Raw genomic sequence first — 17,890 nt, 5'->3', positions numbered from 1 at the left:
GAAGGAGGAGGAGTAGGGCCTGCGATCAACAGGGGATGCGGAGGGCGGCCTGTCAGGTGGTCGAGGAGGCGTCAGGGATCCCGCGCGTGTCCCCCGGAGAGCGGGGGCCGGCGGGCCCGGTGCTGGCGCGGAGCGAGATCGGCGGGGCGAGCAGCTGGTGGCGAGGGGGCGCGTCGGGGTGGTCGAGCCGCTCGACGAGCAGTTCGACGGCCAGGCGCCCCATCTGCGCCGCCGGCACGTCGGCCGCCGTGAGCTGCGGGGTCACCGTCTCGGCCCACGGGGCGGCCACGACACCGGTGACGGAGAAGTCGCGTGGCACATGGCGGCCCGCGTGGGCGAGGCCCCGGTAGAGGCCTCCGAGCGCGGCCTCGTTCAGTGTGACGAGGGCCGTGGTGGCGGGGTCGTCGTGCAGGATCCGCTCCAGGCACGCCTGCCCCGAGGGGGCGTCGTCCTCGCAGTTGTACGTCCGGACGGTGAGCCCACGCTCGGCGGCGGCCTTGGTGAAGCCGTCCAGCCCCCGGTGCGCGGACTCGTACCCGGCGCGCAGCAGCCGCTCGGGCCGGTTGACGAGGGCGACCCTGTGGTGGCCCAGGTCCGCGAGGTGGTGGACACAGGCCGCCGCCAGCGCCGTATGGTCCAGGCCGACCCACCAGGCGCTCTCCGGCCGCGCGGTGCGGCCGATGCAGACGGCGGGAAAGCCCTCGGCGACGAGGTGGTCGACCCGGTCGTCCTGGAGCCTGATCTCCATCAGGATCGCGCCGTCGACGCGCCGCTCGCCCAGCAGGCGCTGGAACGAGCGGTCGCTGTCCACGCCACTCGGGGAGAGCAGCACGTCGTAGTCGTGGGCGGCCGCGGCCTCCACCACGCTGCCGAGGAAATCGAGCTGCATCCCGGTGTAGTGGTCCCCGGCCGGCGGGAAGACCAGAGCGATGGTGCTGGTCCGGCCGTTGGCCAGGGCACGTGCGCTCGCGTTGGGCCGGTAGCCCAAATCGTCGATGACCTGCTGGATCTTCTCGCGGGTGTCGTCCGACACCGGGCGCTTGCCGCTCAGCGCATACGACACGGTGCTCCGCGAGACACCGGCCCGCCTGGCAATCTCACCGATGTTCACGGGGACTCCTTCATCGAACCGGTTCGCCACTTCCAGAGGAGAAGCAGACCGGTCAGGGCAGAGGTGGGAGTGATGCTCGTATCCGGTATCGAACCGGTTCGCGTGAAGGAAAAGTAGGAGCCGACCGTGCGGGTGTCAATACCTCGCGCACACCTCATGAAACGCATCGGAAACCAATACGCGCGAACACGCGGCCACCGTCCACCCTCCACATTCACCGCACCCACCAGCCGGAACGGCGCGCGTTGCCCACCGGACAGAACAGCGCGTGTTGCCCACCAGGCGCCAGGGGCATGCCCGCACCTGGAGTTGCCTGACGCACCGTCACCGCGCCCGGGGGGCCGGGCTGAGGGCCGGGCCCTTTACGGATCGAACCGGCTGCAACCCGTCCTGGTACTCCGGTCTGGTTTTGCGATCTTGCGTCAGGCCCGGCTGGGAACGGGTACGGCCACCGCGTGATCATCGGGAGTTGTGTGGACTCCTGATGACCGTGCGGTGGCCGCAGGCCATTCCGTAGGCCATTCTGTAGGCCCTGCCCGCTGGCGGGCGATGTTCGACCAGGCCATGACCCGGATCGCGCGGTGGTTCAGGCGAGTTGAGCCGCGGGCGCCAGGTGCCGGGGCCGGCGGTGGTGCTGACGGGGCGGCCGACCGGGTCGAGGGTGTGAGCCAGTGTGCGGCCGGTGACCTGCTCGGTCAGTTCGGTCAGGAAGCCGTCGGGCCGGTAGGTGTGGCGGCGGTCGCGCAGCAGATGCCGGTCGGTGCCCGGACCGGCCTGGGCGCTGACCGACTGCCGGGTGATGCGGCCGAGGCCGTCCCTGACGGAGAACAGGAACACCCGGTCCCCGACGGCTCGTTCGGGCTCCTGGCCGAGGATGTCAGCGTGCTCTTGCGGGGAACCTCGGGAGTTCACCCCCAGGAGGAATCGCACCCGGTGATGGCGATGCGGAGCATCGCCGCGGCAACAGGCGCGGAGCGCCCGCGAGAGACCGGGCCGGACCGGAGTGCCCGGCGAGGAATGTGCGCTGTTCGAATGCCGGTACATCAGGCGGCAGGTAGGCGTCGCGGTCGTGGAGTTGACTGTGCAGGTGAAACTCCTGCCGACGCCCGTGCAGGCGGCGGCACTTGAGGAAACCCTGTACGCCTGCAGCGAGGCCGCGACCTGGGTGTCGCCCGTGGCGTTCAAAGAGATGTGAAACGCACCTTCGCCCTGCGCGAGCACACCTGCACGGCGGTCAAGAACTGCTGGAAGCTGGGCGCGCAGGTCGCCCAGCTGGTTGAGGTGGTTCAGCGGACAAGGGCGAGGACGCCCAGAGCGGTGCCGTGTTCGTCGACGACAGGCAGGGCATCGAACCGGCCGTAGCGCATTGCGTGCTCGGCGTCGGCCATGGTGGTCACGGGTGAGGTGAACGGTCCTCGATCGCCGAGGATGTCCCGCAGCTGGACCCGGTCCGTGTACGCGGAGCTGTCGCGGACTGCGGTGAGCTGGGCCTGGGCGACCAGTCCGGTGCACAGGCCGCTGTCGTCGCGGATGAGCAGGTGCCCGGTGCGGGCGCTTGCCATGACGGAGAGGGCCACCTCGACGGTCATGTCGTCACAGACCTGCGGTCCGCCTGTGTCCATGGCGTCGGCCACCGTGCTGGGCATGGGGGTGGCACTCTTCGGGCGGGGCCGCATCTGAACCAGCGTCAATAGGTGCCTCCTGCAGGCGTGGGTCAATTTCAGGATCACGATGTCTTCAGGCCGCCGCGTCGAAGGAGGTCCGCCGCGCGGCCGCGTGTCGGGCAGCCGAAGCGGGGCTGCGTCGGCCGCGTGAGGCCGTGCTGCGCTTGCGTCGCTCGGCCACCGGCGCGGTGATCGTCACGGGGATGCCGGAGGGAGTCTGGGCGCCGGTGATCCGGCTGAGTGCCTCTTCGCCGGAGCGGACCTGGGTGGTCTGGGGGACGATGCCGGCAGCCGTCATGAGGCGGGTCATGTCGCGGCGCTGGTTGGGGGTGACCAGAGTGACGACGCTGCCGGACTCGCCGGCGCGCGCGGTGCGGCCGCCGCGGTGCAGGTAGTCCTTGTGGTCGGTGGGCGGGTCGACGTTGACGACGAGGTCGAGGTCGTCGACGTGGATGCCGCGGGCGGCGACGTTCGTGGCCACGAGCACGGTGACGTGCCCGGTCTTGAACTGGGTCAGGGTCCGGGTGCGCTGGGGTTGCGACTTCCCGCCGTGCAGGGCGGCGGCCCGCACCCCGCTGTTCAGCAGGTCCTGGGCGAGCCGGTCGACGGCGTGCTTGGTGTCCAGGAACATGATCACCCGGCCTTCGCGCGCGGCGATCTGCGTCGTCGTGCGGTGCTTGTCGGCGCCGTGGACGTGCAGCACGTGGTGTTCCATCGTGGTGACCGCACCTGCGGACGGGTCGACGGAGTGGACGACCGGGTCGGTGAGATAGCGGCGGACCAAGCGGTCGACGTTGCGGTCGAGAGTGGCAGAGAACAGCATTCGCTGGCCCTCGGGGCGGACCTGGTCCAGGAGTGCGGTGACCTGGGGCATGAAGCCCATGTCGGCCATCTGGTCGGCCTCGTCCAGGACAGTGATCGCGACCTGGTTCAGCCGGCAGTCACCGCGGTCGATGAGGTCCTTGAGCCGTCCTGGCGTCGCGACGACGACCTCGGCCCCGGCGCGCAGCACATTGGCCTGCCTGCCGATCGGCATTCCGCCGACGACGGTGGCCAGGCGCAGCTTCACCGAGCGGGCGTAGGGGGTGAGTGCGTCGGTCACCTGCTGGGCCAGCTCCCGCGTCGGCACGAGGATCAGGGCCAGCGGCTGGCGGGGTTCGGCGCGCTGTCCGGCGGTGCGGGCCAGCAGGGCCAGGCCGAAGGCGAGGGTTTTGCCGGAGCCGGTGCGCCCGCGCCCCAGGGCGTCGCGGCCCGCGAGGGTGTTGGGCAGGGTCGCGCCCTGGATCGGGAACGGGACGCTCACGCCTTGCGCGGTCAGCGCTGCCAGCAGCTGCGCGGGCATGTCGAGGTCGGCGAACGCCTCGACCGCGGGCAGCGCGGGAGTGATTGTCTCCGGCAGGGCGAATTCCCCCTGGACCGCGGCGGACCGCCGGGCCCGGCCGCCCGAGCGACTCGGACCCCCTGAACGGACCCGGGCGGGCGAGGTGGAGCGGCCGCCTCGCCTCTCACCGGTACTGGAGCCGACGGCAGAGCTGTCGGTCCAGCGGGGGCGGGAGGAGCGGCCATTCGTACGTGTGGGGTTCATTCAGAACCTTCCTTGATACGGCACGTATCAAGGGAATTCCCGCAGCGAAAAGCAGCGCGGGAACCACAAGAACGGGCCGAATGGAATGCGAAAAGGAATCTGGCTTGCAGTGAATCCAGTGTGAGGCGCAAGGAATGAAATGGGTGACGTCATGTGGATGTGGAATCCCGGACGTTTACCGGTGCAGCTCCGAAGAGCGCGCATCCCTGGGGAGTGTCTGCGGGCGCTGTTGTCCCACAGGTGACATCACTGGGGAAACGCCTGCAGCCGGGGCCCGCACCCCGAGGGATGCGGGCCCCAGCTGCACAGTGCGCGTCGGCGTCAGGCGGGAACGATGTTCTCGGCCGTCGGGCCCTTCTGGCCCGGCGCGATGTCGAAGGTGACCTTCTGACCTTCGAGCAGCTCACGGAAGCCTTCGGCGGCGATGTTCGAGAAGTGGGCGAACACGTCAGCGCCTCCACCGTCCTGCTCGATGAAGCCGAAACCCTTGGCCGCGTTGAACCACTTCACGGTGCCTGATGCCACGTCACATCTCCTTTGGGGCAGTACGCCGGGACCCGCGATGCGCGAATGCCGGGTCGCCGCGATGATGCCCCGTCCCGGAAAATTACCGGCCACACAAAAACGCTTCCGGTGGCCGAAAATGCCCACGAAGACGCTAGAAGTTTTGGGAACCACAACTGCAACTGAGATCGACAGTAGCATGAGGTAGCGGCCCGTGTACGGTAAATAATTCCGCTCCGTTAGTTGCGGTAAAAACACTCCCTGCGTGGCGCGTTAAACCCTCACACCGCGGTGATAGATATTGACCCACCCGGAGAGCAGCGTTTCGGGAAGGGCGGCTGTTCACGGCTCGGAGAACACAACTATTCCGGTGGCACCGTCGTGCCCGGCGTCGGCCTCATCAGCCCGTACGCCAGTCTTCACACAGATCAGGGCCGCGCAGCTGTTGCTGCGCGGCCCTGATCACGTACCGCCCAGGACGCGGCCACCGTCACCTGAAGGCCGGCGCCCGCTGTTGCAGTGAACAGCTGGACCTGCCCGGGGGTGGCCGTACGGTCCGGCCGCGGTCGGGAAGGTCAGGCGAGGTTGATGTTCTCGGCCTGGGGGCCCTTCTGTCCCTGGGTGACGTCGAACGTCACGGCTTGGCCTTCCTGGAGCTCACGGAAGCCCGACGAGTTGATCGCGGAGTAGTGGGCGAACACGTCCGCGCCGCCGCCGTCCAGGGCGATGAAGCCGAAGCCCTTCTCCGCGTTGAACCACTTCACGGTACCCGTAGCCATGTCTCACGCCTTCCAGTCGATGTACGCCTCCCGCAACGTACGGAAGGCGGAGGTGATCGCCCTGGTTCCTGTGGCACAGCACAACGCCCACGCCGAAGACGTGGGCGAAGGGAAACTTCCGAACCATGACAGCTGACGCAGACGCTACACGTCCGCACACCCTGTCAGCATAGGCAACGACTCACGTGTCGCATCTGACGCGGTGTGGGGGCGCCCCTCCGGTACGCAGCGGGGCGCCCTGCCTCAGGACGTCGGCGGGCCGGACGATTCGGCGGCGCGGCGGTATTCGGCGTTGATGCGCTGGGCTTCTTCGAGCTGGTCTTCGAGGATGACGATGCGACAGGCAGCCTCGATGGGAGTGCCCTGGTCGACGAGCTCGCGCGCGCGGGCGGCGATGCGCAGTTGGTAGCGGGAGTAGCGTCGGTGGCCGCCCTCGGAGCGCAGCGGTGTGATGAGTCGGGCTTCACCGATGGCGCGGAGGAAGCCCTGAGTGGAGCCGATCATCTCGGCGGCCCGGCCCATCGTGTAGGCGGGGTAGTCGTCGTCATCGAGACGTCCGAACGAGTCGTCTGCTGTCATTGCACCTCTCTGTGGAACGCGTGGAGGGGCCCTGGTGCCGTGTGGCACCAGGGCCCCGAAGGAACTGCTACACCATCTGCCGACCCTATTACTGTGTCGGCCTGCTGTTTCCGCAGACCCGACCGACCTGATGTCGGGGTTGCGGGGATCGCGGTTGCTTGACCGGAGACCACCTCACTATCGATGTCCTGCGGTACCCGGGCTCAAGACTTCCGCCCGGGCGATCCTGATGGCGCCTGGATCCTCCGTTCTTTCCCTCTGACCAATCACTTACCGAAGGGGAACTGCGTACTGCTGGTACTTCGAACTGCTGGTGGCCTTCGACAGCGCCACCCTTCGGCAGCCAGCCCCGTCGCCCGTCCTGCATCTGCTCTGGCTTGGAACCCCACTGCCGAAGCTCCCGGCACGCGCGCCCGCAGCCGACGCCTTTACCGAGGAACCACTGACAAACGCACTGCTGGTACTGCGAACTGCACCTACTGAACTGCTACTGCGGTACTGCTCACGGCGGCCCCTGATCAGTGCGGGCCACCCGGTCCGGTTGTCAGCCCCGTCGCCGTCCTGCAAAAACGCTGGCTTCGAAACTCCACCACCGCACCGTCCTGCGAACTGCTGTACTGCTGCCCGGCAGTTCGTCTCTGCCGGGCCTTCCTTGATCTCGGCTACGAGAGAAACCATAACTACGCCACCACCCAATGTCTACTCCAGCTGACATAGATTTCCGCGTGTCGAGCAGAGAGGTAGTCGTCCTCGACCACAGAAGGGGCATGCGGTGGCCTCACGCCAGCCGGGGCTTCAGAGGGCGAAGCCGTGCACATGCCCGAGATTCTCCAGTCGGTGCTGGGGGGTGAACTGCATCTTCCCAGCAAGGAACTGCTGTTCCGCGCGGTCCTGGAGGACGTGGGCCGAGGTCTCACACCTCCTCCAGGACGCCGCCGGATCCGCGGCCGACCTGGAGTCCGGCGTGATCGAAGGGGCGCGCACGGCATGGACCAAGCTGACCGAGCCTGACCCCGGGCAGCCACTCATGCAGTACGAGTTGACCGTCGGGCGCTGCGCACCGCGGGGCCCGTGCCACTCAAACCTCGCGGTCGAGGGCGTTGAGCCGGGCGGCGGGCACGGCCGTGCACACCCCGGGGGTGCGCACGAGCGTGAGCCGAGTCCGCCTGCTCCAAGGCTGGCTACATCGAGAACTCGGGCGGGCTGCAAGGGACTTCAGGAAAGTTGGCTACTCCCGGGAGAGGGAGACCGGCTTCTGGGATCATCGCCTGAGATGAACCTGCAGGGGGCTGGCACGAGTCAGCGAGGAGTTGGCGTGGCCGCTACGGCAGCCGCGTGACCTGATCGGACGGAGTCCTGCGCGACCTGGCCCGCCTGGGCCGCTCGTGGAAGCCATGAGCGTCGGACGGGCGGGGGTCCCGCGAGATTGAGCGCTGCATGTATCGAACACCGAGCGGCATCACGCTCGGGCCTGTGATCGGCCAGCTGCTTGGTTCGGAGATCTTCAGCGGGAAGATGGACGAGATGCTCGCGGACTTCCGCCCGGAACGGTTCCCTCAGTGACAGCGTGCGAAGACGCCAGTACCGAACAGGCAGATGCGTCTCCGTGCGCCCGAATCAGGCTCGTAACCGGTGCCTCCCCGTCCCTTCTGGTCACGGTATTAACTTCAGGGCGACCGGGCTTCAGCAGCGGTAGCAGGGGTGGAACGGGCTCCACCGTGTTTCCGCGTCGACTTCATCGGGTGGCGCGGTGGCGGGATGGTTTCGCAGGGGAACAACGCGTCGTAGATCCTCGGGCTTCGGTGGAAGGCCACGGACTTGTGGGTGGAGAAATGCTGCTCAACCCATTGGATCAGGGGGTCCTTGCGGTCCTTGGGGACGTAGCCGAGAAGGATGTTGCGGGCTGTGATCTGCTCGACGTGTCAATCCCCCCGGCGCCGTGGAGATCTTTCAAGCGGCCAACTCCGTGGTGGCTGCGCTGGTGACAGCGGAGAGCACTTGTCGGTGGATTCCGAGAGCGGGCGATGACCTGGCGGCGGGAAATGGTTGTCGAGATCTGGCAGCACCAGCGCGTCGGCAGGCCGACTTGCCGTGGTCGAGGAATCGGTCGGGCGGTCATCCGACGGCTCCGCGGGATCTCTCTCCCGCAGAGCCTCGCCCTTAAGGCATGATCGCGAGCATGAGCGAATCAGAAGTGGCCCTGCTCTCACGGATGTGGGAAGAGCACATGCGCGCGCCATTCCCACCACACATGCGTGGTCGAGAGATCGAAGGCGAAGACATGGTGTTGCTCGACGCGGACATCGCCGGCTGTGTCGTCTCGTCGCTGTCAGGGCCTCTTGATGAGAAGCGTCGCAAGATCCTGCTCGTCTGCCTTGCGGCCGTTGAGAAGGTCCTGCCGTCGATCGATGATGAGGACGGCGCGTCCGAGTACTACAAGCACCTGCGGGCCATGGCTGCGCTGGCTGTCGAACTCGGGAACGCCAACGCTCGGTAGCGTCGGGTGGTGCGGGCAGTGGATCAGCCGACGGCCTGTGGTCCCTGCCCTGGCGGCCTCTGGTGGTCAGAGCCTGTGCCGGACAGTGGGAGAGAAGGACGGCGAAGACACCGGCGAGGCTGGTGCGGGTTGAGGGTGACTCCCGGGAGCTTGTCCGCTCGCTCGTCGTCCGCGGCTCGACGCCGACGATCCCGACACGCTCGCCGACCAGCTCCCGCTGGTCATCGAGGGTGTCTACGCCGGTAGGCCCGAGGTCGCCGACGCTGCTCTCGCACTTGGAGTGTTCTGGACGTCGTACACCCGTACCCGGTTCTCGGGGGACGACATCAGGCAGGCGCCGTTGGTGGGTGCATTCCCTGCATCGGTCTCGTTCTCGACGATCACGTCGACATGCCGTGGCAGGCAGGTGCTTCCAGTGGGCCGCACGATGAATGAGGAGATCCTTCAGTATCAGTCCCGGTGACACCCGGGAGCGCACCCAGGCCTCGCACGAAGCGGCTGTCCGACTCTACGGGTGGATCAGTGAGGACTGGCCTTTCGGTTCCTGAGCTGCCCGTCGCAGTCTGGAGGGTGACGTGTTGAACCACCGACGTACCGCACGAGTGAGGCTGGACTGCTCGTGCATTCCCAGTCTGGCCGCGATCTGCGAGAACGGCAGGTCGGTCGTCGTGATCAGGTCCATGGCCTGACTCCTGCGAACGCGATCGACGACGCCGGTGAAGGTCGTGCCCTCCTCGGACAGAGACCGCTGCAGTGATCGTGGGTGGAGACTCAGCAGGCGCGCGACTTGAGACAGGTCCGGACCACCAGATCCGAGCTGCTCGCTCAGGACCGCTGCCACCAGGTCCGAGATCGGCAGGTCCTTGTGGACGAAGTGCGTCTTGAGATAGTCGATCGCGATGCGGCGAAGCAGGTCGTCGCCGCCACTGACCGGCATCGAGCACAGTTGGCTCGTGACACGCAGAACCACGCTCGGACAGTCGAACCTGACCTCCGCCCCGAAGTAGTCCCGGTAGACACGTTCAGGAGCCAGGCGAGCGTGCGGAAGCTGGACCGAACGAAGTCCGTAGGGTGCGCCACCATTGATCAGCTTCAGGACTCGGTGAACGATCCCGATACCGTAATCGATCGCCTGTGGCCATGCATTCATCGTCGTGCTCGCGTAGCGAAGCCCGATCACCCCGGGACTTCCCAGCGGATCTTCGGTCTCCCCGAGTGAAACGGCCGGGCTGTACACGAACAGGTACCGGCTCGCGCACCCGATGGCCTCGCCGATCGTGCGTGAGTTCTCCATGGCGATCGCCAGCGGTCCCAGCATGTGCAGATCCTGCTGCGCCGCCATCCTCAAGCCGAGGTCAGGAAGAGCGAACCGGCTGGCCGCTTCCTCGAGAACGCGCTCGACCAGTCGGAGGCTGACGAACGAGTTGCCCTCGGCAATCTTCTCCTCGTCGAACCCGTACGCCGCGAGGAGTTCGGGACCCGGGCCGCCGACATCGCCGACGAGCGCGGACAGCCCCTGCAGGGCAGAGGCCCGGACGGGCAGATCAGTGTCACGCAAGGACAAATCCTTGTCGCTTGAGGACAAGTAGCGGGACGTTCAACGGAGCAAGCTGCATATCCACGACCATATCCGCGACCACGTCGAGCCCACCGTCGATGAAGCCGGAGCCAGACCATGACACTCGCCCCATCCACCCTGAGCCTCGCTGATCCACCGACACCCGAAGAGTTCGAATTCCGCTGGCGGCTCGCCGTCCGTGACCGCCTTGCGAGCATGCACCTGCAGCCCACAGGGCCGGTCGAGTTCTTCGGATCGGTTGAGGAGCTGGACCTCGGGGACCTCCTCATCACCGACTGGGTCTGCCCGCAGGCCGAAGGGATCCGAGGCAGCAAAGTCGCGCGTCACGACGATGACGCGTTGCTGCTCTTCACCGCTTACGCCGGCGAACAAATCGTAGAGACCGCTGACGAGACCGTCGTCCTCCGACCAGGGACGGTGCTCATCACGAGCACCCGCACCACCGGACGCTTCGTCATCCCGAAACACCTGTCCAAACGAACGGTCAGGGTACCCATGGCCGCCCTCTCCCCGTTCCGCACGGGGGGTGGTGTACCCGGTTGCCTGCTCCTGGAGACCGCTCAGAGCCCGTCGGCAAACCTCCTCCAGGACTTCCTCGCGAGCATGGACCGTCACGTCGGGCGGATGTCCGCGGCGGAGATAGAGAGCACGCGCAACGCCCTCCTTGTCCTTATCGCCGGTGTGATCCGTGCGAGTCGACCCGACATCGGTGAAAGCGGGTTCCTTCAGCTGCTCCGACGGCAGCTGGAGGCATGGATCGTCGACCATCTTGCCGGTGGAGCGATCAGAGTGGCTGATCTCGCTGCCGCGTACAGCGTTTCTCCGAGGACCGTCCACCGGGCTTTCGCGTCGACCGGAGACACCGTCGGATCGATCGTCCGCACACACCGTCTGGCAGCGGCGAGAGATGACCTGGTGAACACGAACCTCTCCAGTGCGGCGATCGCGTACCGGTGGGGCTTCTGCGATGCCAGCCACCTCGGACGGGAGTTCCGTCGTGAGTTCTCGTTGTCGCCCGGCGATTACCGCGAAGCACATGGACTTGCCTGACGCCTGCTCATAGACCGGGCACACCTGTACCAGCAGTCGACGCACTCGTTCTATGAGGCGCCCGCACGCATTCATAGATTGCGTGTGTCCGAAACCGCACCTCGCGAGACGGCCACTTGAAGTGAACCACAACTCGAGAGACGGACCTCTCCAAGTGAATCGGAAGATCACATGAATCGCGAAGACATCGAGTTCAAGGGTGAGGGTGGCGCCACCCTTCGGGGCTGGTTCTACCTGGCCAAGAACACCAGCGCTCCCGCACCAGTCGTCGTGCTGGCGCACGGGCTGTCATGCGTCAAGGAGATGCACCTCGACGACTATGCCGCGGTCTTCGCCGAAGCCGGCCTCAACGCGCTCGTCTACGATCACCAGAACTTCGGCGAGAGCGACGGAGCTCCTCGCCAAGAGGTCGACCCGGTCCTGCAGTACCGGGACTTCCGGAACGCGATCACGTACGCCGCCACCCGCCCTGACGTCGATGCGTCGAAGGTCGGTATCTGGGGCTCAAGTTTCTCCGGTGGACATGTCCTCATGGTCGCGTCGATCGACAAGAGGGTGAAGGCCGTCGTCTCCCAGGTGCCCTTCATCTCGGGGCCACGCGGCCTGGACCGACTGGTCCGGCCGGACTTGGTCCCGCGCACCCGTGAGGCCCTGGAGGGTGACCGGCACCACCGGTTCACGGGTGGAGAGCCCGCGATGCTCCCGGTCGTCGCGCCCGACCCGATGGGGCAGGCGGTGATGCCCTCGGCCGAGGCCTACGAGTGGTTCAGCAAGACGTCGGCGGACCGGGCGCCCAACTGGAAGAACGAGATGACGGTGCGGAGCCTGGAGCTGGCGAGCGAGTACGAACCGGGCAGCTACATCAGCCGGATCACGCCGACCCCACTCCTGATGATCGTGGCCGCCGGCGACGCGGTGGCACCGTTCGAGTTCGCCCTCGAAGCGTACGAGGAGGCCCGGGAACCGAAGCAGATCATGGTCACTCAGGGCGGCCACTTCGACGCCTATAGCGGGCCCGGGTTCGACGAGTGCTCCGCAGCCGCACGCGACCACTTCGTCAAGCACCTCCGAGCCTGAGACGCCCACCCCAGAGCCTCATCCACACACCATCCATCCAGGAGGAGCCGCAGTGCCGTACTGGGAAATCTTCACCCCCGAGAACGCCTTCACCCCGCAGGACAAGGAACAGATGTCCGAGGCGCTCATGTCGATCTACGTGGACTACGTCAACCTGCCCAAGTTCTACGTTGTCGTCCTGTTCAAGGACATGCCGGCGAACACCATGTACGTCGGCGCCAAGGCGGCCAACAACTTCGTGCGGATCCGTGTCGACCACATCGCCCGCCAGATGGACGACGCCGAGACGCGGGCCGCTTGCATGGCGGTCATCGAGGAGAAGCTGGCGCCGTTCGTCAAGGACCGCGGCTACGACTGGGAGGTCCACATCGACGAGACCCCCATGGACCTGTGGCGCACCCAGGGCCTCGTTCCGCCTCCCCCCGAGTCCGAGATGGAGAAGCTCTGGGCCAAGGAGAACCGGCCCATTCCCTACGAGGTAGCCGCGAGCTGAACCTGACTGAGGGCCTGGCGCACGGCCGAGCGCTGACAGTTCACCGTGCTCCGGGCCCTCTTCCATCTCCGGACGACCCGCCCACGTCTTCGTTCACTCGAGAGCCGCCACGGCTTCCGCTTCGAGGTCGCCGTCGACGACATCGACGGCAGGGTGCACCGCGCGTTCGGCACGCGCCCCAGGTCGGCGCACATCATCGATCCGTCGGCACCGTCGTGTTCCGGGCACACTGGTCGAACCGACGGAAGCCGCCCGGGGAGGCGCTGCGTGCCGTCGTCGCGGTGCACCCTCGCGTGCGGACGTGGGGCAGACGTCACGCGCACCGACCTGGATGACGGCGTATGCGGATGTCGCGCTCGACGCCGCCGGTCGCGGAGCCCTGCGTGTTTTCTGGCGAGTCGCACTGCCGGTCGCGGCGATGATCACGCTGTTCAGGCTCTTCAGATTTCTGCCGAGCGAACGGCGAGCCTCGCCGATCGTCGCAGTCACCCTTGCGCTCAGCGCTGCCACTGCCTCGGCGGTGTTGCTGGTCCCGCGGTGAGCGGGATCGACCGTTCCAGCGGCCGCGGGGGGCTCCGGAGGACCCGTGGCGCTCGCGTACCAGGGCTGGGCGCGCTCGTTCTATGAGTCACCGATCGTGCGTTCATAACTTGACTTCGTCCGCCGCCAATCGCAATGCCGCGTCGGCCGACCACACGGCAACCGGAGGTACCTCGTGACCACTGACACCCACTCGCCTGCCGCACCCATCCGCGCGACGGTCTTCGTCGGTCGCTGGCCGAATATCCCGGCCGAGGAGTTTCCCGGCGTACCGTCCGGCACGTTCTCGCCGACCACGGCCACCCTCGTGAGCGGCGCCACCGAGGTGGTCCTGATCGACGCGCTCTACCTCAAGGACGACGTCCAGGACCTCGGTGATCTGATCGAGCGCACCGGCAAGAAGCTCACGACGATCTACATCACCCACGATCACGCTGATCACTACCTGGGCTTCGGACCGCTCCTGGAACGGTTCCCGGAGGCGAAGTGCGTGGCACTGCCCCACGTGATCGAGTCCATGAAGGAGTCCATGCAGGAGCAGATCGAGCAGTGGAGGTTGCTGTTCGGCGACACCTGCGTCATGGCGGGGCCGATTCCGGACCCGATGGAGGGCGACACCCTTTACGTCGATGGATCTCCCTTGCACGTCATCGAGGTGAAGCAGGCCGACATCCATCCCACGACCATCGTGCATATCCCCGAGATCGACGTCGTTGTGGCCGGAGACTCCATCTACAACGAGATCCACCCCATGCTCGGCCTGTCGACTCCCGAGGAGTGGCAGGACTGGCTCGAGACCGTCGACGTCGTGGAGAGGCTCCGACCTCGAATGATCGTGTCCGGCCACCGCAGGCCCGACGGCGACGACCACGCGGTCGACATCATGATCGCGCAGACTCGCGCCTACATCCGGGACTTCTCAGCCGCCTACAAGGCCGCGAAGGACGCCAAGGAGCTGGTGGCCACCATGACGGCGAAATACCCGAACCACGGGAACGTCTGGACGCTCCAGTTCTCCGCCGTCAGCGCGATCGCGAAGCGTGATACCGCACAGTGACCGGGCCTCTCACCCGGAGCCTGCACCAGTTTCCTTCGCGTTGAAACGCGCCACACCACGATGGGTGACCCCGATGAATTTCGCGTCTCTGCCCGACCGTCGCGCCGAATCCACCCCGAATGGGCCTGCGGTTTGCGATGGGCGTCAGTCGCTCACCAATGCCCAGCTGATGACCCGCGTCCGGGCAGCAGCTCGTCACCTTCAGGACCTCGGGGTCGGTTCTGGTGATGTCGTGGCCCTGAAGCTGAGGAACCGCGTCGAGTTCGTGGTTCTGCTGTTCGCGGCCTGGCGGCTCGGTGCCACCGTCACCCCGGTCAATCCGAGCCTGACCGACGTCGAGGTCGCACGGCAGCTCCAGGACTCGGGCGCACGCCTGCTGGTGGGCGAGAACAGCGCGATCGCCGCAGGCGTCACCACGCTCGCCGTCGACGACCTGTACGGAGAGGTGGTGGGGGCGGGCCCGACGCCGCAGCTGGACTCGTCCGCGCCGGCTCTCTTGATCTACACCAGCGGAACGACTGGAGTTCCGAAGGGGGTGATGCTCGACCACTCCAACATCGACTCGATGGCGGCGATGGGGTGCCAGGCGCTCGAGATGGGGCCGGCCGACCGCTGCTTGCTGATCCTGCCGCTCTTCCACGTCAACGCCATCGTGGTCAGTGTGCTCATGCCGCTGCTCGCAGGTGCCAGCGTCGTCGTCACCGACCGGTTCGATCCCAAGACCTTCTTCGACCTCGTCGAGCAGCAGCGCCCCACCTACTTCAGTGCCGTGCCCACGATCTACAGCATGCTCGAGGCGCTGCCGGCCGACGTTCGACCCGATACGTCGTCCCTGCGATTCGGGGGCTGCGGCGCAGCGCCTGCCTCCGCCGACTTGCTCACCCGATTCGAGGCTCGGTACGGGTTCCCTCTCATCGAGGGTTACGGGCTGTCCGAAGGAACGTGCTTCTCCACCGTCAACCCCGTCGCGGGCCCGCGACGGGCCGGCAGCGTGGGGCTTCCCGTCCCGGGGCAGGAGCTCCGGATCATCGACGAGCGGGGTATCGAGCTGGCGCCGGGCATGGATGGTGAGGTCATCGTGCGCGGTCCCAACGTGATGCGTGGCTATCTCGGTCGGCCGCAGGAGACGGCGAAGACGATCGTGGACGGCTGGTTGTACACGGGCGACGTCGGCCACCTCGACGCGGACGGCTACCTGACCCTGGTCGGGCGATCGAAAGACATGATCATCCGTGGTGGCGAGAACATCTACCCCAAGGAGATCGAGGACGTCCTGACGGCTGACCCGTTCGTCCTCGAGGCAGCCGTCATCGGTGTACCTGACGACAAGTGGGGAGAGGTGGTCGTCGCCTACGTCCAACCGCGACCTGGTGTGACCGTCGATCCCGCGGCGCTGGAAGCGCTGACTACGCAACACCTGAGCGGCTACAAGCGGCCGTCGTCGTTCTTGGTGGTCGACGCCATCCCCAAGAACGCCGTAGGCAAGATCGACAAGCCCTCGTTGAGGGCCGCCCACGCCGCAGCCTCGTCCCGCTCGTGACCATCTGGAAGATCGGCAAGGCGAAGGGCCCTGGGCGCGACTGTGTTGCGCCTCCCTGGTGACGCAGGGGCCGACCAGTAACTGCGGATGCCGTTGATCACCTGGCGGTGGTCTCGCCATCGGCCGCACCGGTTGTTGCTCACCGGCAGTAGCGGCTTCAGCAGCGCCCACCTCGTCGTCCGTCAGATCCCCCTGCTGATCACTTCTGGAACGATGTGTCACTTGCTCGAAGAGATTCGCTCACGCGTCGCTGTGACGATCCAGACTGCCCCAGGGATGCACACACCGTCTGCGGTCTCGAACTCCGCGAGCGCGTCGTGTACTTCGGCACGGACACGGGCGATGGTTGTCGCGTCGGCATTGCGCAGGTTGTAGCGCGTCGGGCCCATGGAGAAGATGAAATCGGCGGCGTTGCCCGCGTCGGTGCCGAAGGTCATGGGCGCCTCGACTGGAGCCACCTCTATGTCGGTGAACCCACTGGCGGCGAGCACTTGGCGGATGCGCGCCGGGTCGAGGAGTGACCCCATACCCCTGGAGGCGGGGGATGCCTCGCGCAGGAACGGCGAGAGTGCTGCGGTCGCGCGGGCGTAGGCGCTGTCCGGGCCCGCGGGCTGCGGGCCGAGGAACGCCAGACGGCCGGCTGGCACGAGCGCGTGCTTGAGATGGGTGAAGGCTGCGACATGGTCGGCGAAGAACATGACTCCGCCGCGGCTTATGAGGACATCGAACCCGCGGTCGGGGAATGGATGCACCTGTGCGTCGCCCTGCTCGAAGGTGCAATTGTCGAGGCCTTCCGTGGCTGCGTCACGGCGGGCGCGTTCCAGCATCGGCGCGGACAGGTCGATTCCCACCACGCTTCCGTCGTACGCCCGTTGTGCTGCAATGCGCGTCGTCTGGCCGGTGCCGCAGCCGACGTCGAGGACCCAGTCCTGGGCTGTGATGCCCGCGGCGGCGAACAGGGGTGCGTTGAACGCGCCCATCATCCCGTTGTAACGCTCTGGGCGTTCGGCCCAGAGGATGCCCTCCCAGTCGTTCCATGCTTCTGCCTGCTGACGGTTGGCGATCGTGTGCACGGCTTGCCCTCCATCGCTTAGAGTTTGCCTCTAGAGTTCAACTCTAGATATAGACTCCAGTCATGCATGAGGGCAAGGGGAAACAGGGCAACAAGGCCCAGGCGACACGGCGACGGATCATCGAGGCGGCCGGCGTGCTCTTCGTCGAGCAGGGCTACGGGGCGACAAAGCTGCAGGAGATCGCCGACCGGGCAGGCGTGGCGGTGCAGACGATCTACTTCGTCTTCCGGAACAAGCCCTCGCTACTCAAGGAACTTGTCGATGTCGCGATCGCAGGCGACGACGAACCCGTGCCGACGATGGACCGGCCCTGGTTCCGGGAGGTCACGACCGCACCTGACGCCGAGGCCGCACTGGTCGCGCTGGTCGCCGGCACCCGCAGGACACTCGAACGCGTCGCAGCCCTCAACGAGATGGTCCGCGCCGCGACGGCAACCAACCCAGAGATCCGCCAGTTGTGGCCGGAGCAGGCAGACCCGCGGTACAAAGTGATCTCCGCAGCGGCGAAGTCCCTGATCAAGAAGCCAGGCACCCGCCCCGCCATCCCAGTCGAAGAAGCAGCGGACGTCATCTACGCCGTCCTCAGCCCAGAGCTCTTCCTGGTACTCACCCGCGACCGTGCGTGGCCACCGGCCAAGTGGGAGCAATGGGCCTACAACACCCTCAGCTCCCAACTATTGGTCGACAACGGACGCTGATCAACCCAGCCCCTGAGGGCAACGTGGTCCGCAGTCGGCCAGCGCCCATGCATCGGGGGCTCTG

At 66.7% G+C, this 17,890-nt stretch carries 21 protein-coding genes; 11 read left to right on the top strand and 10 right to left on the bottom strand.

Annotated elements, in window-relative coordinates; translation table 11 throughout:
* Positions 1 to 52: 52 nt before the first annotated feature.
* Both ACY0PA_RS02855 and ACY0PA_RS02850 read right to left on the bottom strand, forming a co-directional pair.
* The gene (locus ACY0PA_RS02855) at positions 53 to 1,111 is read right to left on the bottom strand and encodes a LacI family DNA-binding transcriptional regulator (RefSeq protein ID WP_473083167.1); all 1,059 of its coding nucleotides are present in this window, start codon (positions 1,109 to 1,111) and stop codon (positions 53 to 55) included.
* A gap of 459 nt (positions 1,112 to 1,570) precedes the next feature.
* The gene (locus tag ACY0PA_RS02850; protein WP_473083166.1) at positions 1,571 to 2,023 is read right to left on the bottom strand and encodes a hypothetical protein; all 453 of its coding nucleotides are present in this window, start codon (positions 2,021 to 2,023) and stop codon (positions 1,571 to 1,573) included.
* Between the two features lie 157 nt (positions 2,024 to 2,180).
* Here ACY0PA_RS02850 and ACY0PA_RS02845 point away from each other — a divergent pair, with 157 nt between their 5' ends.
* Positions 2,181 to 2,306 (top strand): hypothetical protein, encoded by a 126-nt coding sequence (locus ACY0PA_RS02845; protein ID WP_473083165.1) that lies wholly within the window; start codon positions 2,181 to 2,183, stop codon positions 2,304 to 2,306.
* A gap of 91 nt (positions 2,307 to 2,397) precedes the next feature.
* Here ACY0PA_RS02845 and ACY0PA_RS02840 read toward each other — a convergent pair whose 3' ends face one another.
* From ACY0PA_RS02840 to ACY0PA_RS02825, 4 genes are all read right to left on the bottom strand, one after another.
* Entirely contained in the window at positions 2,398 to 2,802 is a 405-nt protein-coding gene (locus ACY0PA_RS02840) for a CBS domain-containing protein (protein WP_473083164.1), read from the bottom strand.
* Between the two features lie 46 nt (positions 2,803 to 2,848).
* Positions 2,849 to 4,360, bottom strand: coding sequence for a DEAD/DEAH box helicase (locus ACY0PA_RS02835; RefSeq protein ID WP_473083163.1), 1,512 nt, complete (start codon positions 4,358 to 4,360; stop codon positions 2,849 to 2,851).
* Between the two features lie 321 nt (positions 4,361 to 4,681).
* Positions 4,682 to 4,885 carry a cold-shock protein gene (locus ACY0PA_RS02830; protein ID WP_030980875.1) on the bottom strand — a complete coding sequence of 68 codons (204 nt, stop codon included), beginning with the start codon at positions 4,883 to 4,885 and terminating at the stop codon, positions 4,682 to 4,684.
* A gap of 554 nt (positions 4,886 to 5,439) precedes the next feature.
* Complete coding sequence (locus ACY0PA_RS02825) at positions 5,440 to 5,643, bottom strand: cold-shock protein (protein WP_473083162.1); 204 nt, start codon at positions 5,641 to 5,643, stop codon at positions 5,440 to 5,442.
* Between ACY0PA_RS02825 and ACY0PA_RS02820 the strand changes: the two genes are divergently transcribed.
* Positions 5,642 to 5,779 (top strand): hypothetical protein, encoded by a 138-nt coding sequence (locus ACY0PA_RS02820; RefSeq protein WP_473083161.1) that lies wholly within the window; start codon positions 5,642 to 5,644, stop codon positions 5,777 to 5,779. The genes ACY0PA_RS02825 and ACY0PA_RS02820 overlap by 2 nt on opposite strands.
* 107 nt (positions 5,780 to 5,886) lie before the next feature.
* Here ACY0PA_RS02820 and ACY0PA_RS02815 read toward each other — a convergent pair whose 3' ends face one another.
* Together ACY0PA_RS02815 and ACY0PA_RS02810 are read right to left on the bottom strand one after the other, a co-directional pair.
* The gene (locus ACY0PA_RS02815) at positions 5,887 to 6,222 is read right to left on the bottom strand and encodes a MerR family transcriptional regulator (protein WP_473083160.1); all 336 of its coding nucleotides are present in this window, start codon (positions 6,220 to 6,222) and stop codon (positions 5,887 to 5,889) included.
* Positions 6,223 to 7,017: 795 nt separating this feature from the next.
* Positions 7,018 to 7,206 (bottom strand): hypothetical protein, encoded by a 189-nt coding sequence (locus tag ACY0PA_RS02810; RefSeq protein ID WP_473083159.1) that lies wholly within the window; start codon positions 7,204 to 7,206, stop codon positions 7,018 to 7,020.
* A 453-nt stretch (positions 7,207 to 7,659) separates the two neighbouring features.
* On the opposite strand from ACY0PA_RS02810, the gene ACY0PA_RS02805 reads away from it, so the two are divergent.
* Both ACY0PA_RS02805 and ACY0PA_RS02800 read left to right on the top strand, forming a co-directional pair.
* On the top strand, positions 7,660 to 7,785 hold the full coding sequence (locus ACY0PA_RS02805; RefSeq protein ID WP_473083158.1) for a hypothetical protein: 126 nt from the start codon (positions 7,660 to 7,662) through the stop codon (positions 7,783 to 7,785).
* 616 nt (positions 7,786 to 8,401) lie between these two features.
* Positions 8,402 to 8,719: a hypothetical protein gene (locus ACY0PA_RS02800; RefSeq protein WP_473083157.1), complete on the top strand. Its 318-nt coding sequence runs from the start codon at positions 8,402 to 8,404 to the stop codon at positions 8,717 to 8,719.
* 508 nt (positions 8,720 to 9,227) lie between these two features.
* Here ACY0PA_RS02800 and ACY0PA_RS02795 read toward each other — a convergent pair.
* Entirely contained in the window at positions 9,228 to 10,277 is a 1,050-nt protein-coding gene (locus tag ACY0PA_RS02795) for an AraC family transcriptional regulator (RefSeq protein WP_473083156.1), read from the bottom strand.
* Between the two features lie 117 nt (positions 10,278 to 10,394).
* On the opposite strand from ACY0PA_RS02795, the gene ACY0PA_RS02790 reads away from it, so the two are divergent.
* The 6 genes from ACY0PA_RS02790 (at position 10,395) to ACY0PA_RS02765 (ending at position 16,055) form a co-directional block, all read left to right on the top strand.
* A complete protein-coding gene (locus ACY0PA_RS02790; protein WP_473083155.1) occupies positions 10,395 to 11,348 on the top strand; it encodes a helix-turn-helix domain-containing protein in 954 nt (317 codons plus the stop codon).
* Positions 11,349 to 11,519: 171 nt separating this feature from the next.
* Positions 11,520 to 12,425, top strand: coding sequence for an alpha/beta hydrolase (locus ACY0PA_RS02785; RefSeq protein WP_473083154.1), 906 nt, complete (start codon positions 11,520 to 11,522; stop codon positions 12,423 to 12,425).
* 52 nt (positions 12,426 to 12,477) lie between these two features.
* Positions 12,478 to 12,918 (top strand): tautomerase family protein, encoded by a 441-nt coding sequence (locus ACY0PA_RS02780; protein ID WP_473083153.1) that lies wholly within the window; start codon positions 12,478 to 12,480, stop codon positions 12,916 to 12,918.
* A 331-nt stretch (positions 12,919 to 13,249) separates the two neighbouring features.
* Positions 13,250 to 13,459, top strand: coding sequence for a hypothetical protein (locus ACY0PA_RS02775; protein ID WP_473083152.1), 210 nt, complete (start codon positions 13,250 to 13,252; stop codon positions 13,457 to 13,459).
* A gap of 174 nt (positions 13,460 to 13,633) precedes the next feature.
* Positions 13,634 to 14,515, top strand: a complete 882-nt coding sequence (locus tag ACY0PA_RS02770) for an MBL fold metallo-hydrolase (protein ID WP_473083151.1) — start codon at positions 13,634 to 13,636, stop codon at positions 14,513 to 14,515.
* 73 nt (positions 14,516 to 14,588) lie between these two features.
* Positions 14,589 to 16,055, top strand: coding sequence for a class I adenylate-forming enzyme family protein (locus ACY0PA_RS02765; protein WP_473083150.1), 1,467 nt, complete (start codon positions 14,589 to 14,591; stop codon positions 16,053 to 16,055).
* A 218-nt stretch (positions 16,056 to 16,273) separates the two neighbouring features.
* On the opposite strand, the gene ACY0PA_RS02760 is transcribed toward ACY0PA_RS02765, so the two are convergent.
* Entirely contained in the window at positions 16,274 to 17,128 is an 855-nt protein-coding gene (locus ACY0PA_RS02760; RefSeq protein WP_473083149.1) for a class I SAM-dependent methyltransferase, read from the bottom strand.
* A 62-nt stretch (positions 17,129 to 17,190) separates the two neighbouring features.
* On the opposite strand from ACY0PA_RS02760, the gene ACY0PA_RS02755 reads away from it, so the two are divergent.
* Complete coding sequence (locus ACY0PA_RS02755; RefSeq protein WP_473083148.1) at positions 17,191 to 17,826, top strand: TetR/AcrR family transcriptional regulator; 636 nt, start codon at positions 17,191 to 17,193, stop codon at positions 17,824 to 17,826.
* The last annotated feature ends 64 nt before the right edge of the window (positions 17,827 to 17,890 follow it).

This window comes from Streptomyces sp. DS1-CR2 (assembly GCF_055760475.1).
The sequence above is the reverse complement of the archived record's forward strand: the minus strand, read 5'-3'. Positions and strand labels throughout refer to the sequence as shown.

Excerpts from the sequence above, each read along its gene's own strand:
- ACY0PA_RS02755 (WP_473083148.1), top strand. The coding sequence starts at position 17,191 with ATGCATGAGGGCAAGGGGAAACAGGGCAACAAGGCCCAGGCGACACGG.
- ACY0PA_RS02820 (WP_473083161.1), top strand. The coding sequence starts at position 5,642 with ATGTCTCACGCCTTCCAGTCGATGTACGCCTCCCGCAACGTACGGAAG.
- ACY0PA_RS02815 (WP_473083160.1), bottom strand. The coding sequence starts at position 6,222 with ATGACAGCAGACGACTCGTTCGGACGTCTCGATGACGACGACTACCCC.
- ACY0PA_RS02825 (WP_473083162.1), bottom strand. The coding sequence starts at position 5,643 with ATGGCTACGGGTACCGTGAAGTGGTTCAACGCGGAGAAGGGCTTCGGC.
- ACY0PA_RS02805 (WP_473083158.1), top strand. The coding sequence starts at position 7,660 with ATGTATCGAACACCGAGCGGCATCACGCTCGGGCCTGTGATCGGCCAG.
- ACY0PA_RS02785 (WP_473083154.1), top strand. The coding sequence starts at position 11,520 with ATGAATCGCGAAGACATCGAGTTCAAGGGTGAGGGTGGCGCCACCCTT.
- ACY0PA_RS02790 (WP_473083155.1), top strand. The coding sequence starts at position 10,395 with ATGACACTCGCCCCATCCACCCTGAGCCTCGCTGATCCACCGACACCC.
- ACY0PA_RS02835 (WP_473083163.1), bottom strand. The coding sequence starts at position 4,360 with ATGAACCCCACACGTACGAATGGCCGCTCCTCCCGCCCCCGCTGGACC.
- ACY0PA_RS02765 (WP_473083150.1), top strand. The coding sequence starts at position 14,589 with ATGAATTTCGCGTCTCTGCCCGACCGTCGCGCCGAATCCACCCCGAAT.
- ACY0PA_RS02800 (WP_473083157.1), top strand. The coding sequence starts at position 8,402 with ATGAGCGAATCAGAAGTGGCCCTGCTCTCACGGATGTGGGAAGAGCAC.
- ACY0PA_RS02775 (WP_473083152.1), top strand. The coding sequence starts at position 13,250 with ATGACGGCGTATGCGGATGTCGCGCTCGACGCCGCCGGTCGCGGAGCC.